This is a genomic window from Streptomyces sp. HUAS MG91 (assembly GCF_040529335.1).
GTDB lineage: Bacteria > Actinomycetota > Actinomycetes > Streptomycetales > Streptomycetaceae > Streptomyces > Streptomyces tabacisoli.
The window spans coordinates 7,451,622-7,467,148 of sequence record NZ_CP159534.1 but is presented as its reverse complement, the minus strand read 5'-3'; the positions used below and the strand labels follow the sequence as shown (position 1 = coordinate 7,467,148).

The following is a 15,527-nucleotide window of genomic DNA, read 5'->3' as shown; positions in this document are numbered from 1 at the left end:
GCTCCTCCAGGAACGGAACGGTGGAGCGCGCACGCTATTCAGCCGCCGTTACTGAGGAATTACTGAGTCCGCGGCGCACCGCGACACCGAAGGCCCCGGGCCGTTGCTCCTCGCCCGGGGCCTTCGGTGTCGCGGTGCGTCAGCCGCGGAGCGCCGACGCGAAGATGCCCGGCAGCCGGGAGGGTTTCGGGTCTGCGGTGTAGGCGGTGAGGCGGCGCATGGTGGTCGGGCCCGTCCGGTTGGTGACGTAGTACGGCGGGCGCGGCGACAGCGACGGCGAGCCGGTGAACAGGCCGCGCGGCGAGGGTGCGAACGGCGCCCTCAGCACGGTCTTCTCGACGTCCTCCAGCATGAACGCGTTGTGTACGAAGCCGATGCCGCTGCCGATGTCCTGGCGGGTGTGGCCGGGGAACGCGCCCCAGGGCGTGTAGCCGAGCAGGAAGCCGAAGGCGGACCAGCAGTTGACGCCGAGGGTGCCGTAGCGCAGGGCGGCGATCGCCTCGTCGACGGCGGCGCGGTGGGCGCGCTCGGTCCGCGGGTGGACGAGGAGGGTGGCGCCGAGGGTGCCGGGGAGCCGGTCGTTGGCGAACTCGGTCGCGGCGCGCAGGAATTGGGGGGCGTCGGCGCCGGGCAGGCGGACGACGCCGAGGGCGCTGGCGAACACCTCGACGGAGAGCATCGGGTCGTCGGGGTCGGTGATGTCGGGGACGAGCATGCGGCAGGTGTCGTCGTCGAAGGCGAACTCGGTGTCCGGGTGGGCGAAGGCGACGGCGTCGAGGCGGTCGTCGGCGCCCGGGTAGTAGTCGGGGCGGGGCGGCAGTTCGCGCAGCACCGCGCGTATCTCGGCGAGGAGCTTCTCGGTGCCGTCCCACTCGCGGGGCACGACGAGGATCTGGGTGGCCACGCAGTTGTGCCCGGAGTTGTTGAGCTTGCTGGTGACGATGTGCTCGGCCTGGAAGCGCAGGTCGGCGTCGCTCCACGGGCCCGGTGTCACGATGCACGGGCTGACGCCGCCGAGCTCGCTGGTGAACGGCTTGGCGTTGAGCGGGGTGTCGGCGCGCCTGCGCTCCTCGGCCTGCTCGCCGGTGCCCCACACGATGGCGTCGTGCGTGCGCTCGGAACCGGTGACGTGGATGGAGTCGACGTCCTCGTGCGTGGTGAGGTACGCGCCCTCGGCGCCGCCACCGTCCACGAACCGCACCCAGCCCCGCTCGACGAACTCGGCGAAGACCCGCTCGAAGTGCGGGCGCAGGTAGGCGTTGACCGGGTTCATCTTGGCCAGGACGACCTGGCCGTCGGTGTACAGCTTGTGGACGATGTCGAGCGCGGTGATCGCGGCGACGTTGCCCGCGCCGAGCACGAGTGCGACGCCGCTCCGGCCGGGGCGGCCCCGGTACTCGCCGGCCGCGCGGGCGAGGACGTGATCGGGGGTGGTCCCGGGCCGGGTCCACACCTGGGCGCTGAAGCCGTTGAGCAGCAGCCGGTCGGCGACCGTGGCGGGGAACACGTCCACGACCGTACGGCCCTCGTGGCGGCGGACGGCCTTCGCGTCGACGGGGTCCGCCCCGGCGGCCAGGCGCCGCAGCACGTGCAGCAGGGCGCTGATCGTCTGGGCCAGCGCCCAGGGCGCGGTGATCCAGTCCTCGGCGGCCCAGGCGGAATCGGCGGCGTACCCCTTGGCGCGGGCGGCGTCGGCGACCATCGCGGGGGCGCCTTCGGCGATTTTCGGGAGCATGCGTTCGAGTAGGGCGATGCGGTCGGCGAGGGGGGTGGTGGTCCATGACCCGGCGTGCTGCTTCAGCTCGCCGACGGCGAGGTCGAGCGGGGCAGTGTCCAGGGCGGGGGCGGTGGGCACAGGTCAACTCCGTTGTTGGTGGGGGTGGTTGGTGGGTCGGTGCGGGTCCGGTGGGGGCTGGTCTCGCGGTTCCCCGATGAGATGCCGCACGAAGTGCGCAGCTCAGGGGCGCGGGGAACCGCGCGAGAAGCGGCCACCGGCCCGCACGCGCGAGACGAGCGAACCCGGCAGATCAGCGGCGCAGCCGGGCCGCATCGCGCCCCGGATCGATCAGAGCGAACGCGGCCACCGCGCCGAGCGCGACGAGCCCGCCCGACAGCAGGACGGCGTGCTGATACCCGGCGTCTCCCTGGGCGTCGACGAGCGCGCCGACGGCAGCCGGCGCGAGCAGTCCGGCGACGGTGACGACGGCGTTCATCAGGCCGAGGGCACCGCCGCCGCGCCCGGGCGGGGAGATCTCGGCGACGGTGGTCGCGGCGACGGTCGCGTACGCCCCGCTGAAACCGAGGCCGATGGAGATCAGTACGGTCCGCGCCAGGACGCCGCCGGCCGACGGGACGGCGAGGAGGCTCGCGGCGCCGACGACCAGCGTCCACGCACCGACCCGGCCACGTGCGGTCCTGGTCCCGGCGCCGCGCCGCATCAGCCGGCCGGTGAGCCACACCTGCCCGAACAGGACGACCGCACCGACGACCCAGGGTGCGACGACCAGCGTGCCGGCGGTGCCCGTCGAGTAGCCGAGGGCGTTGCGCAGGTAGGACGGCAGCCAGACCAGCATCAGGGCCACGGTCCAGTAGCTGGTGAAGTAGGCGATCGTGGTGCCGATCCAGGTGCGGGTGGCGAAGATCCGGCGGTAGGGGACGCGCGGCGCGGCCCCGTCCACGGTGGCGGTGTCCGCCCGCGGGCTGTCCGCGCCGAACACCGCCCAGGCCGCCGCCCACACGACGCCCACGACGGCCAGCACCCACAGCGCGGTCCGCCAGCCGTGGTGCTGGATCACCCAGGACAGCGTGGGCGCGGACACGATGACACCGAGGGTGATGCCGACGGTGATCAGCGCGCCGGGCAGGTTCCGCCGGTCGTTCGGGAACCAGGCCAGAGTGGCCTGTTGGGCGACGGGGAAGGCCGGGCCCTCCGCCGCGCCCAGGAACACCCGCGACGCGACGAGCACCGTGAGCCCGCCGCCGATCGCGGCCGGCACCTGCGCCACGGACCAGAGCACGGCCATGCCCAGGAGCAGCAGTTTCGGCGACACCCGGTCCGCCGCCATCCCCACGAGGATCGCGGCGACGGAGAACAGCAGGAAGAACGCGCTGTTGGCGAGGCCGAAGGACGTGGCGCTCAGATGCAGGTCCGCGCGGATCTCGTCCGCCGCGAGGCCGAGGACGGACTTGTCGGCGAAGTTGACCATCATGAGGACCACCAGCAGCGCGGTCACCGTCCAGGCCCGCCGCCCCTGACGGGTGTCGCCGTCGACTCGCCCCGGAACCAGGGCCGGCGCCGCGGTCACGAGAGGGGAACCCCGGCGATGGCGATGCGCTCCATCACCCGGCGCTGCGGGAAGTAGTCGTTGACCGCGTAGTGCTGGACGGCGATGTTGTCCCAGATCGCGATCGAGTCGGGCTCCCAGTGGAAGCGGATCTGGAACTCGGGGATGCGCGCCTGGAGGACGAGGATGTCGAGGAGTTCGCGGCTCTCCTCGTCGCTGACGCCCTTGATGAAGCGGGTGAAGGGCTCGTTCACGTAGAGCGTCTTGCGGCCGGTGCGCGGGTGGCGGGCGACGACCGGGTGCTCGACCTGCGGCCAGCGCGTGCGGAAGACGGCCTTCTGCTCGTCGTTCATGAGCGCGCCCCAGCTGGCCTCCCAGTCGTGGACGGCGGTGAGGTTCTCGATGCGCGCCTTGAGGTCGTCGGGCAGGTTGTCGTACGCGGCCGCCATGTCGGCCCACATGGTGTCGCCGCCCGCGGCCGGGACCTCGACGGCGCGGAGCACGGCACCCAGTGACGGGTTCGCCATGAACGAGTGGTCGCTGTGCCAGATGTTCTTGTTCCCGGCCGCCTTCGCGTCCTTGGCGAGCCGGGAGATGCCGACGGTGTCGGTCTTCCCGAAGAACGGGTTCGGCTCCGGCGGCCCCCAGACCGCCGACAGTGCCATGTGCTGCGCGGAGTCGAAGCCGCACTGCCCCCGGAAGAAGATCACCTTCCACTCCAGGAGCGCCTGGCGCAGTTCCTCGGCGAGTTCGCCGGTGATCGGCCGCGTCAGGTCCACGCCGCCGACGACGGCGCCGAAGTGCGGGGTGAGCGGGCTGATCTCCAGCAGCTCGTACGTGACCTGCTCGGCTCCGGGCTCGAGCCGCTCGAGCTCGCGGCGGCCGTAGTGCATCAGGGGTTTGTCGAGGACCGGCTTGGGAGCGGCGGCGGGTGCGGAAGCGATGTCGTGCATGGGTGGAACTCCCCACAGCGAGACGGGTGACGCTATTACGTAACCGGCAGTATCGATATTGCGGCGCGACGGGGCAAGGGGTCAGAGACGATTGATCCCGAAGAGGCCCCGGCGACCGCCGCGCCTCGACACGGGCATGCCGAAGAGCGGGCGCAGGCCACAACTCGGCCGCCCCGCTTACGTCTTGAGACCCAGGGCCCGTGTCGCCCTAGACGCTGACCGCCCGCCCGATCAGTTCGGCCACCGACTCCACCAGTGCCTCGTCCGGCATCCGCTGCTCGGCGACCATGCGGAACACCAGGGACGACGCGATCAGTGTCGTGGCGGCGGCCAGGTCGGCGTCGGCGCGCACGTCGCCGCGCGCGATGCCGCGCTCCAGGACGTGCCGGGTCTCGCTCGTCACCCGCTGCGTGTACGCGTGGAACGCCTCCCGCACCGCGCCCTCCTCCGCGGAGGCGCCGATCACCCCGGCGAGCAGCCGGTCGACGCCGGGCCGCCGGTACGCCTCCATGCGCGCGGTGAGCACCGCGCGCAGCTCGGCACGGAAGTCGCCCATGTCGGGCACGGTGAGCGGCCCGATCCGCGACTCGGCGGCGGCGATGACGAGGTCCTGCTTGGTGGGCCAGCGCCGGTAGACGGCCGGCTTGCTGACCCCGGCGCGCGCCGCGACGGCATCCATGGTCAGGGCGCCCATGCCGTGCTCGGCGACGAGTGCCACCACGGCGTCGAGCACGGCCCCGGTGACGTGCTCCTGCCGCGGCCGCCCCGGACCTCTTCGCGCCTGTCCCTGTTCCACCGCCATGCGGCCGACCTTACGCGGACGCCTCCGCGAGCGCGGCACGCAGGACGTGCTCGGTGAGCTTTCCGGACGGAGCACCACGACCGCCACCACGGTCTCGCCCCACTGCGGGTGCGGGCGCCCGACGACGGCGAGGTCGAGCACGTCGGGGTGGCCGCGCAGCGCGCCCTCGACCTCCTGCGAAGCGACGTTCTCGCCTCCGGTGACGATCACGTCCTTGACCTGGTGGAAGTCCTCCGACCCGGACGCCTTCATGAGATGGCGCGCGGTGTCGGCGTCCAGGGGGCCTCTCTGCGCCACGGCTCCGGCGTTCCCCTGATCAGTCGGCGGCCGTGCACCGGGGCGGTCCGGCGGTCGGTTTCGGGGCCGGGGCGTCGAGCGCGAAGAACCGGCTGTCGGTTCCGGCGATCGTGCGCAGCTGGGGCGTGGCCTTGCGCCCGTTGTCAAAGGTGCAGGTGACGGCGTGGACTCCGGGGGCGGTCCGCCCGAAGACGAACCAACCGGAGCTCGGGGCGAGTTTGCCCCAGCTGGTCTCGACCTTGCGGTTCCCGGTGGCGTTCAGTGCTCCGTCGTCCACGAACGAGCGCCGCTCCCCGACCTTCAGGTTCGCGAAGAACCAACCCGTGTCCACGAGTTGAGGCCCTCCTTCGCCGCCCGCTCGCTGTGTGTCCGGGTATTCGACCTCCTCCATCGCGTTCCACACCCGGCCCGCTTCTTTCTTGTCGGCGGCGCGTTTCCAGATGTCGACGCTGAGGCTCCAGGGCTTCCCGTCATGCCGCCCGCTCGCGATCACTTCCGTCACGGGCCGGGGCGTGGCCCGCTGCTCGGTCGCGGCCGGTGAGGCGCCGGATCCTTCGCCCAACGAGGACGACGCGGCGATGCCGACGGTGCACGCGACGGCCAGCGCGGCGGCCGCTCCGGCAGCCCGGCGCCGGCTTCTGCGTCGCCGGCCGCCGACAATGATCGCGTCTACGGGCGCGTGCCTGATCCGAGCGCCCTGCGCGGCCTCGGCGAGCAGCTCGGAGATGTCGGTGCCTGTGTCCGTCATGACGTCCGCCCTTCGTGCAGCGAGTGAGTTGTTCCGGCACCGGGGTGGGTCAGCCCGATGGCGGACCGGAGCCGAGTGATCCCTCTGGCTGCGTTGCTCTTGACGGTGCCCACCGAGCACCCCATCGCGGCGGCGGTCTGTGTCTCGCTCAGGTCCTCCCAGTACCGCAGCACAACGGCTTCCCGCTGCCGGACCGGCAGTTGGGCCAGCGCGGCGAACAGATCCCGGCGGTCGACCGCCTGGGCGATGCGGTCCCCGCTCTCCGGCAGCTCGCGCCCGAGCCCGGAGCCGTCACCGCGCGAGAGGTACTCCTTGAGTCCCCTGCGGTATCGGCGTGCGTGCGTGTTGACCATGATGCGTCGTACGTAGGCGTCCGGGTCCCGGGCTTCCGACACCTTCCGCCAGGCCACGAACGTCCGCTCCAGGCACCCCTGCACGAGGTCCTCCGCCGCGTGCTGCTCTCCGGTCAGGAGATACGCGGTCCGCAACAGCCGGGCCCAACGCCCGATGACGAACGCCTGGAAATCATCGGAATCGTCACCGGCGCCGGTTGCCGGTCTTGCCGTGTCTCTCATGGCTCACCTCCTCATCCCACAGAGTCCGCGAGCCCCCGGAACCGTTGCCTGGGTCTTTCGCGGTCCGTCGGCCCGGCACGCCGCGCCGGGCGACTCCTGCCCGACGGATGGGAGGACGAGGTCGGCTCCGGCACCGGCGGCCGGGCTCCCCCCTCAGGAGTCCGGCCGCCGCGTTCACGGGAGGGTCAGTTCAGTTCCTTCAGCACGAGCCGGCGGGGCGGTCCCGCTTCACGAGGTTGGTGTATCCGGTGGTGCCGTCGAGCCACAGGACGCGTTGGCCCTCGTCGGCCGCCGGGTAGACCTGGTCGCCGCGGTTGCAGGAGACGCGCTGCGCGCCGCCCTTGCCGTCGGATGCGACCTGGTACAGCTTCGGAAGCGTGGCGTTGTCCCACGACGTGGCCGGCGGCAGCGTCAGGACGGTGACCGCGTCGTCGGAAGCGGTCAGCTGGTACGCGTAGAGTGCGCCCGCTCCGGCCTCCGGGACGATGGTGGTGCGGTGGGTGCCGTCGGCGTCGGCGCGCATCACGGCGGCCTGGCCGGAGTCGGTGCCGTCGCCGTCCTCGACCCAGAAGACACCGTCATCGGTGAAGGCGGTCTGGCCGATGCCAGCGACGGCGTTCTTGTCGACCGGCATCAGCTGCGTCTTTCCGGTGGCGGTGTCGTAGACCTCGACACCCAGCTTGTAGCCGTCGGACTCGCCCCACAGCTTCGCGTAGGCGATCTTGCCGTCGTGCACCGAGGTCAACGCCGTGACGGTGACCGGATTGGGCGCGAGGTCCTTGACGTCACCGGTCTTGATGTCGACGTAGCGGGCCTGTTCGAAGCCGGTCTTCGGGTTCACGTAGGTGTACACGACGATGTCACCGTCGATCTTGACGGAAGTGACATTGGCGCCGATCGCATCGACGGTCCTGTCGAGGCCGCCGCCGATCGGGCGGACGTGTATCTGTACCGCGTCGTACGCGAACTCGGCCCACGCCACGTTCTTGCCGTCGGTGGCGGCGTAGACGTTGTAGTTGCCGTTGTTCGGGCTCAGCTGCTGCGGGGTGCCCTTGCCGCTGGTGTTGCCGGCCCACACCGAGTACGGCTCGCTGCCTTCCTCGTTGGAGCGCGACACGGCGTACTTGCCGCCGCCCGCGGCGACGCCGGTACCGGACACGTTGTCCTTGGCCAGGATCGTGTCGGTGTCCACGCCCAGCGCCTTCTCCCAGCCCGGCGCGATGCCGTGGGCGTCGAAGGAGCGCTTGACGACCTTCAGCTGGGCCTTGGTGGCGCCCAGCTCGGTCGCGGCGGCGATGACCGCGGCACGGCCCTCGGTGAAGCCGTCCAGGGGCGTCATGTACGCGGACAGGGCGCGGTAGACGATCTGGTCGGCGAAGTCGCCGCCGAGGTCCTGGCGCATGTCCCACAAGGCGCCGGAGAAGATGGTCGAGTTGAGGTGCACGCCGCCGTTGTCGCCGCGGTAGCCGACGCCGATGAAGTCCTTGGCCGTGGTGTGACCGTCGTTCAGGTCGCGCAGGGCACACTCGCGCGGGCCGAGGGTGGTGCACAGGTCCTCGCCGAGGAGACCCGAGTCCGGGTCGTCCATCGACTGCCCGTTGGCCTCCAGGTCGATGGCGTTGCCGAAGTAGTCCGATATCGCCTCGTTCATCGCGCCGGACTGGCCCGCGTAGACGAGGTTCGCCGTGTGCTGGGTGACGGCGTGCGTCATCTCGTGGCCGACGACATCGGTGTCCGCGGAGAAGGTGCGGAAGTCGCCGCCGCCCTTCCCGTACACCATCTTGGCGCCGTCCCAGAAGGCGTTGTCGTACGACTGTCCGTTCGCGGTGACACCGACGATCGAGTACATGAACCCGTCCTTGCCGTCGAGTCCCTGACGGCCGAAGTGGTTCTTGTAGTACGCGTACACCTTGTTGGCGGCCCAGTGGGCGTCCACCACACCGGAGTCGGTGTAGTCCGCGCCGAGGTCCGGCGAGTCGGACTTGACGATCCTGGCGGCGGCCGGCCAGGCGCCGGACGCGGTGGAGACGTCGGCTCCGTTGGCGTCCCAGGTCTGCAGCAGCGGGCCGACGTACGGGCTGGCGGCGTCCCGGAAACCGTAGTCGTACATCTGGTAGGTGCCGTCGGCACCCCTGTACAGGTTGAGGTCGACCTTGCGGCCGTTGTAGCGGACGCCGGAGCCCTTCACGACGAACGGCGGGGCGGCCGCCGGAGCGGCGTCGTCCGGGGCCGCCGCGGTCCTGCCCGTGACGCCGGCGGCCGCGTCGTTCGAGCCGAACGTCTGGATGCCGCTGTACTGCATGACCGGGAAGCCGGAGTGGGCGTCGATGTACACCTCCTGCTTGACGGCTGTGCCGTCCGCCGGGTCGGTGCCCGTGACGGTGACGTGGCGGGTCAGGACGCCCGTGCCCTGCGGCAGGATCGTCACCGCCACGGCCTTGCCGCTCAGGGGTGCGCTGTCGGGCTTCTCCCCCTTGGCCGGGGCGCGCAGCGGGGCACCGCCCAGTTGCGTGGTGACGGCGCCGATCGCGCGCTGGACGGCGGTCTTCTCGGAGACTTTGGGGGTGACCGTGTCGAGCTTGAGTTTGGTGAAGTAGTTCCCGGAGGTGCCGGTGACGGCGCGCCGGCCGTCCTTCTTCGTCATACGGACCACGTACTCGCCGCCGAGGACGTCGACGCCCTTGTACTTCTGCTGGAGGCGGACCGTCTCCTTGCCGCCCCGGCTGTCGGTGGAGACCGTCGACAGGTCCTTCGCCGAGGTGTCGGCGATGTGATAGCGGCCCTTCTTGGCCTTGAGGTGTCCGCGGGCGGCGTCGGCGGCGCTGCCGGTGGCAGCGGCCTCGTCGTCGAGCCCGGTCACCAGCGACGGGGTGTCGGTCTCGTCTCCCGCCGTGGTGGACGCGGCTGCCGCCGGTGCGGTGTCCGCGTGGGCGGCTGTCGTACCGGCGACGAGCAGCCCGGCCGCGGCGAGCACAGCCGCCACTCCCTGGCCGACGGCTGTGCCGCGCCGTCTGTCTGCTCTGGTTCTGTGTGCTGGAGTCCGCACGACTGATCCCTTCGCTGCACGGATGGGTGGAGGGAATTCGGATGCGGACATGCAAAGGCCGGAGCACACCGGTGAACAATGCGTTTCCGGTGCTCACTTGTGTACGTGGCCACTTGTGTGGCCTGCACATCCAGGTGAGAATCGGCGCCGTGGCCCTGACCGAAGTCGATGCGCAGTGGGAGGCCCTCGGGCTCGAAGCCGACGAACTCCAGGTCTACGAAGCGCTGCTGACGCTGCCTCCGCACCGGTCCCGCAGCGCGCTCGGCCGAACGCTCGGGCTGCCCGCGCGCCGCGTCACGGCCGCTCTCGACCAGCTCGCCGGGCACGGCTTCACCCGGCCCGCCGACGGCCCCGGCCTGCCGCATCCCATCCCTCCGGCCACCGCGCTGCGCACCCTGCTTCATCAACACCGGGCCCAACTGATGCGCAGATCAGCCGAGCTGGAGGAGCTGACCGGGTCGGTCGACCGGATCTCCGCGCGCCTCCTCAGCACGGTGCACAATCCCCGGGCGATCGGCATCGAGACCGTGCGCGGCGGGCTCGCCATCGCCGAGCGTGTCGCCGCCCTGGTGGTGTCGGCGCGCGAGGAAGTGGCCCTGATCGACCGTCCGCCCTACGCCTCCAGTCAGCCCGACGGCATGCCGACGCCGCTGGACGTCGCCGCTCCGGCACGGCGCGGGGCACGCGTCCGCGTGGTCGTCGACCGGGAAGGGCTGAGTTTCCAGGGCCGGGCCCGCGGCCTCAACGAGCTGTCCGAGCAGGGGGTTCAGATCCGGGTGGGTACCGCTCTGCCCACCAAGCTGATCACGGTCGACCGGCGCGTCACTCTGCTACCGCCCACCGACGCCGCCGATCCGACCGCCTCCGCGCTGGTGGTCAGCGACTCGCTCCTGGGCAACGCCCTGGTGCCGCTGTTCGACGCGCTGTGGGAGCGCGCGGTGCCGATCGGAGCCGTCCGCGACGACGAGATCACGGAGGAGGATCGCGAGGTGCTGACGCTGCTCTCCTCGGGCCTCAAGGACGAGGCGATCGCCCGTCGCCTCGGCGTCCACGTCCACACCGTGCGCCGCCGCATCACGCGCCTCATGCTGACGCTGGAAGCGGAGACGCGCTTCCAGGCCGGCGTGCAGGCCCTGCGCCGAGGGTGGCTGACGGTGTGACGACCACACCCCGGACGTTCCTCGGTGCGCCGGCTCCCCCGTCTTCCCGCGGGACTCTCCGAGGCATGCCGAGCAGATCAACGTAGAACACCCGTACGTGCTCGGTTTCGCCCACGGGTTCGTGGCTGGCCGGTGCGCTGCTAGAACTCGACGCGAAGGTGTCGGGGCCCTCGCAGTATCGCGCTGTTGCGGTACGGGGGTGGGTCCTCGACCAGGGTGGCCGTGCTGAGGCGGGGCGCCAGCGCGCCGAGGGCGATCTGGGCCTCGATCCTGGCGAGGGGCGCTCCGTAGCAGGAGTGGATGCCGCTGCCGAAGCCGAGGTGCTGGTTGTCCGGGCGGGTGGGGTCGAACCGGTCGGGATCACGGAACCGCTGCGGGTCGCGGCTGCCCGAGGCGAGCACGAGCACCAGAGGGACGCCCCGGGGAACGGTGGTGCCCGCGATGTCGAGAGGGGCGAGCGGTGTACGCGGAAGCATGTGGACCGGCGGCTCGTAGCGCAGCAGTTCCTCCACCGCGCTCGGCATCAGACCCGGATCACGGCGCAGGAGGTCCAGCTGGTCGGGGTGGCGCAGCAGGGTGAGTATCCCGTTGGTGATCAGGTTCACCGTGGTCTCGTGGCCTGCCACGAGCAGGAGGGCCGAGGTCGCCGCCAGCTCCGCGCGGGAGAACTCTCCGGCCGGGCCGGGATCGTTGACGAACGCGGAGAGCATGTCGTCGCCCGGGCCGCCTCGGCGACGCTCGGCGAGGTCCACCAGGTAGCGGCCCATCTGTGTACGAGCCTGCTCGCCGGCCGCTTCGCGTTTGCGGAGGTCCTCGCCTGGCCCGATGTCGATGGAGTCGATGACCGTGGCGGACCACTCGCGGAAGACGGGTTCGTCCTCGCGGGGAACTCCGAGCAGTCGGCAGATGACGGTGACGGGCAGCGGATAGGCGAAGTCGTCGACGATGTCGACCTGCTCGCGGTCCTGGATCGACGCGATCAGGTCCTCGGTGATCCGGGTGATCTCTTCTCGCATCGCGTCGATGCGGCCCGGGCTGTGCGGCGGCCCGAACGGCCGCATGGCCATGCTGCGCAGCCTGTGGTGATCGGGGTCGTCGCGCCGGATGAACGTGGGCAGTTGCCGTGCGTCCCCCGGGTCCGCTCCGCGGTAGAGCGCGGTGCGATTGCGCTGGTCGGAACTGACCCGTGGGTCGTGGAGAAGGGCGACGATGTCGTGGTAGGTGCCGACCAGATAGCTGCCGTCCGTCTGCCGTACCACGCCCGCCTCGCGCAGCTGCGCGTACAGCGGGTAGGGGTCCGGCCGGTTGGTGTAGTCCGTGATGCGCTGAAGCAGGGTGTCGTCAGCCATGGGAGCTCCTCCCGGCGGGTACGTGATGATCAGCCGGCGGACCGCACCACGGTCAGCCGGCGGACCGGCAGATGACCGGTGAGCGCGACGGTGGGGCCGTGGGAGAGCCCCCTGGCGTCCGGCACGTCGGACGGGATGGGGAATTCGGTCACCAGGGGCTGGCCGTCGGCCGCGCCGGGCCCGGGCGGGAACGTCGCGGCGGACTCGATCAGCCCCTGGTAGTGCTCCAGCCACTTGGCCATGTTGACGGTGACCGCGGCGGTGATGCGGCCCCGATAGCCGTAGACCGCCACCAGACGGCGTTCGGCGAGCGATCCCTGGGCGATGACCACCTGGTCGGAGAAGGCGGGAACCCCCACCGACTTGATGTTGAATCCGAACTGACTCGACCAGAAGACCGGGACCGTGAGGTGCGGGCGCCGCAGCGGCCCCGGGCTCACCATGTTGTGCGCCGCTACCTCGGCCTGCGCGACCGCGTTGCCCCAGTGCTCCAGGGACAGCATCTGGTAGTCGAACAGCGGGTGCGGGAAGCGGGCGATGTCGCCGGCCACGAAGATGTCGTCGGTGACGATCCCGTACATGTCGACGGCGCGGCATCCGGCGTCGCAGGCGATTCCGTGGGGTCCCGCCGCGAGTCCGGCGTCCGCCAGCCACTCGATGTTGCGGATCGCCCCCAGGGCGACGACACAGAGGTCCGCTTCGACGCGGCTGCCGTCGGAGAAGTCCGCACCGACGAACCGGCCGTCGCGCCCGCGCAGCGCGGACACCGTCACCGCGCACCGCAGGTCCACGCCGTGCGCCCGCTGCATCGCGGCCGCGAGCTTGGCCAGTGTGCCGCCGAGCGCGCCCACCAGCGGTCCGGGCCCGCGCTCGGCGACGGTGACCTCGATCCCCCGCTCCCGGCAGGCCGAGGCGATCTCCGAGCCGGTGAAGCCCGCGCCGATGACCAGGACTCGGCGTGGCCCCGCGGCCAGCCGCTCGGCGAGCCGCGCGGCGTCCTCGCTGGTGCGCAGGGTGAACACGCCGTCCAGGGCGGCCTGCTGCGGATGGGGCCAGGGCCGTGCCCGGGTCCCGGTGGCGATCAGCAGCCGGTCGTAGGGCAGCGATTCGCCGTCGGCCAGGAGCACCCGCTTGGCGAGGGGGTCGAGACCGGTGGCGCGCACGCCCAGCCGCCACTGAGCGTCCGGGTCCCGCCGCATCGGCAGTCCGGTGGTGTCCGGTGCCGCGGTGCCGAGCAGCACCTGCTTGGACAGCGGCGGCCGGTCGTAGGGCGGCCGGTGCTCCTCCCCCACCACGGTCAGGGGGCCGGTGAAACCTTCCTCACGCAGCGCCTCCGCGGCCCGCAACCCGGCCAGCGAAGCGCCGACGACCACGATCCGGCCCTCGCGCGGATCACTCGGCACCGGCGTCCACCGCCTCCCCCACGAGGATCGCCCGCACCGGGCAGGCCACCACGGCCTCGCGCACCCGATCGAGCTGCTCCTCCGGGACGTCCGGCCGGTAGAGCAGAGCCTCCTCTCCGTGCAGTTCGAAGACCTGCGGAGCGAGGAACACGCACTGCGCGTATGCCTGGCACCGGGTGAGATCGACGACGATCCGCATCCCCGAGCACCCCCTCTCTGCCATCTTCCGGTACGCAGTTGGCGCCGCGGGACCAAGTGCGTCGAGCCGCGACGGCAAGCATGGCCGGGAACGTCGTGTGCCGGTGTCGATGCCGTCGTGTCGGCCGTTCACCTGCCCTTGGCGGGCCTCTCGGTGAGAGCGGCGCGTGCTTTGCGTTCGACGAGGACAGGGACGAAGTCGCGCACGGGTCGGCCGTGGAAGGACGCGTGGGCCTCGGCGACGGCCGCGGCCACTTCGTCCGGCGTGTGGGTGACGCGATGGGTTTCCGTGAGGCGCTCGGTGAGCGCCCGGATCGCTTCTTCTTCACGCGTATCGATGGCCGCCACGCCCCCTGCTGGGCCGCGAGGCACCTGTCGACACGGCCTACCCCTGCCCTCCGAGGGACCGCGCGGCCTCGCGGATCACGTCGAGGACGACATCGGGATGCGAGAGCATCGGCACGTGGCTGCTGGCCACCTCGTAGGTCTTGGCACCCATGCGCTTGGCCGCATGGCGTTCCAGCTCGGGGTTGACCGTGCGGTCATGGGTGGCGACGATGCACCAGCTCGGCTTCGTGCGCCAAGCCGTACCGGTGGCTTGCTGGTTGAACAGCTCCGCGTCCGGCACCGCACCGGTCGCCAGCAGGAGCTTCTGCTCCGCCTCCGGCAGGTCTCCGCAGAAGTCCGGGATACCCGAGGCCTTGAGCCACACCCGTCCATCAGCGACTTCGACGTGGTCGAAGACGGGCGTGCGGGTGAACTGGTCCTGCTGCGCCTGCGACGTCTCGTCCTCGTCCGGGGCGAGCGCGGCGATGTACACGAGAGCGCCGACGCGGTCGTGGATGCCGGCCTTGGTGATCAGGGTCCCGCCGTACGAGTGCCCGACGAGCACGATCGGTCCGGGGACGTGGTCGAGCGTGAAGTTGACGCACGCGACGTCGCTCTCGAGCGAGTCGAGGCCGTGCTGCGAGGCGAACACCTCGTGCCCTTCGGCCTGGAGCGTGGGAATCAACCGGTGGAAGCACGACCCGTCGGCCCAGAGCCCATGGGCGAATACGATGCTGGGCTTGCCCGCCATGACAGTTCCTCCTTCGTGGACACCGAACGCCGACCCGGCACTGTGTCCCACGATGCGGACCCGGCCCGTGCGAACTCCCCCTCAGCATTACCTCGTGACCAAGTGCGGGCCTCACCCTCCTCGGGTGAGGCCCGCAGCAGAGAGAAGGTTCGTGCCCGACGTCGGCCGCGGCGGACCGTCCCGGTCTACTGGTTCGCCACCGTGGGGTGGAGGTAGAAGGTCTCATTCGGCAGGGGGACCTTCCACAGCTGGTCGGGCCACCGGTCTGGTTGCCGCGGATGTTCGCGTACAGGCCGATGGCGTTGTTGCGCAGCAGTGTCAGGTTCGGCATCCGCGTGTTGGGGTGTTCGAGGGTGAAGTTCTGGGTTTCCCGCTGGTTGCCGCCGGGGTCGGGCAGACCGTCGATGCACTTGCCGTTGTCGACGCTCATGATCCGGTACATGGTGTGTCCGGTGCTGGTGGAGGAGCCGATCGGCTGGAGCTTCCAGCGCTGGTTGGAGGCACCGTTCTCGTGGTACTGGATGACGTGTGTGCCGTTGGCGTCCCGGCTCTCGTAGACGTCGGGGAAACGGTCGCTGTTGTCCGCGTGGATGCTCAGCTCGGCGGGTTCGGCGCCGGCGCGCATGGACAGGGA

Annotated in this window: 13 protein-coding genes and 2 pseudogenes; 1 reads left to right on the top strand and 14 read right to left on the bottom strand. The window is 71.1% G+C overall.

The features are described from left to right. Window positions 1–139 precede the first annotated feature (139 nt). The 8 genes and pseudogenes from ABII15_RS33745 to ABII15_RS33710 all read right to left on the bottom strand — a co-directional run bounded on the left by ABII15_RS33745 (window position 140) and on the right by ABII15_RS33710 (window position 9,642). Window positions 140–1,855 carry an aldehyde dehydrogenase family protein gene (locus ABII15_RS33745; protein ID WP_353946070.1) on the bottom strand — a complete coding sequence of 572 codons (1,716 nt, stop codon included), beginning with the start codon at window positions 1,853–1,855 and terminating at the stop codon, window positions 140–142. Window positions 1,856–2,027: 172 nt separating this feature from the next. Further along, window positions 2,028–3,305 carry an MFS transporter gene (locus ABII15_RS33740; RefSeq protein ID WP_353946069.1) on the bottom strand — a complete coding sequence of 426 codons (1,278 nt, stop codon included), beginning with the start codon at window positions 3,303–3,305 and terminating at the stop codon, window positions 2,028–2,030. Further along, window positions 3,302–4,237, bottom strand: a complete 936-nt coding sequence (locus ABII15_RS33735; RefSeq protein ID WP_353946068.1) for a TauD/TfdA family dioxygenase — start codon at window positions 4,235–4,237, stop codon at window positions 3,302–3,304. The genes ABII15_RS33740 and ABII15_RS33735 overlap by 4 nt, the downstream gene beginning before the upstream one ends. A gap of 208 nt (window positions 4,238–4,445) precedes the next feature. Next, the gene (locus ABII15_RS33730) at window positions 4,446–5,039 is read right to left on the bottom strand and encodes a TetR/AcrR family transcriptional regulator (protein WP_353947284.1); all 594 of its coding nucleotides are present in this window, start codon (window positions 5,037–5,039) and stop codon (window positions 4,446–4,448) included. Window positions 5,040–5,105: 66 nt separating this feature from the next. Then, window positions 5,106–5,261 (bottom strand): annotated as a pseudogene (locus tag ABII15_RS33725) (fatty-acid--CoA ligase); the annotation flags it as partial. Between the two features lie 94 nt (window positions 5,262–5,355). Beyond that, a complete protein-coding gene (locus tag ABII15_RS33720) occupies window positions 5,356–6,084 on the bottom strand; it encodes a hypothetical protein (protein ID WP_353946067.1) in 729 nt (242 codons plus the stop codon). Further along, window positions 6,081–6,659, bottom strand: coding sequence for a SigE family RNA polymerase sigma factor (locus tag ABII15_RS33715; protein ID WP_353946066.1), 579 nt, complete (start codon window positions 6,657–6,659; stop codon window positions 6,081–6,083). Before ABII15_RS33715 ends, ABII15_RS33720 begins: the two co-directional genes overlap by 4 nt. Before the next feature lie 199 nt (window positions 6,660–6,858). Continuing rightward, window positions 6,859–9,642, bottom strand: coding sequence for a M4 family metallopeptidase (locus ABII15_RS33710; protein ID WP_353946065.1), 2,784 nt, complete (start codon window positions 9,640–9,642; stop codon window positions 6,859–6,861). 212 nt (window positions 9,643–9,854) lie between these two features. On the opposite strand from ABII15_RS33710, the gene ABII15_RS33705 reads away from it, so the two are divergent. Beyond that, window positions 9,855–10,865, top strand: a complete 1,011-nt coding sequence (locus tag ABII15_RS33705) for a LuxR family transcriptional regulator (RefSeq protein ID WP_353946064.1) — start codon at window positions 9,855–9,857, stop codon at window positions 10,863–10,865. Between the two features lie 140 nt (window positions 10,866–11,005). Here the strand turns inward: ABII15_RS33705 and ABII15_RS33700 are convergent, their stop codons facing one another. The 6 genes and pseudogenes from ABII15_RS33700 to ABII15_RS33675 form a co-directional block, all read right to left on the bottom strand. Continuing rightward, window positions 11,006–12,214 (bottom strand): cytochrome P450, encoded by a 1,209-nt coding sequence (locus tag ABII15_RS33700; RefSeq protein ID WP_353946063.1) that lies wholly within the window; start codon window positions 12,212–12,214, stop codon window positions 11,006–11,008. 29 nt (window positions 12,215–12,243) lie between these two features. After that, the gene (locus ABII15_RS33695) at window positions 12,244–13,617 is read right to left on the bottom strand and encodes an FAD-dependent oxidoreductase (protein ID WP_353946062.1); all 1,374 of its coding nucleotides are present in this window, start codon (window positions 13,615–13,617) and stop codon (window positions 12,244–12,246) included. Beyond that, window positions 13,607–13,816, bottom strand: coding sequence for a ferredoxin (locus ABII15_RS33690; protein ID WP_353947283.1), 210 nt, complete (start codon window positions 13,814–13,816; stop codon window positions 13,607–13,609). Before ABII15_RS33690 ends, ABII15_RS33695 begins: the two co-directional genes overlap by 11 nt. 128 nt (window positions 13,817–13,944) lie before the next feature. After that, on the bottom strand, window positions 13,945–14,163 hold the full coding sequence (locus ABII15_RS33685) for a hypothetical protein (RefSeq protein WP_353946061.1): 219 nt from the start codon (window positions 14,161–14,163) through the stop codon (window positions 13,945–13,947). Window positions 14,164–14,200: 37 nt separating this feature from the next. Continuing rightward, a complete protein-coding gene (locus ABII15_RS33680; protein ID WP_353946060.1) occupies window positions 14,201–14,893 on the bottom strand; it encodes an alpha/beta hydrolase in 693 nt (230 codons plus the stop codon). 460 nt (window positions 14,894–15,353) lie between these two features. Beyond that, window positions 15,354–15,518, bottom strand: a pseudogene (locus tag ABII15_RS33675) (RICIN domain-containing protein); the annotation flags it as partial. Between the last annotated feature and the right edge of the window lie 9 nt (window positions 15,519–15,527).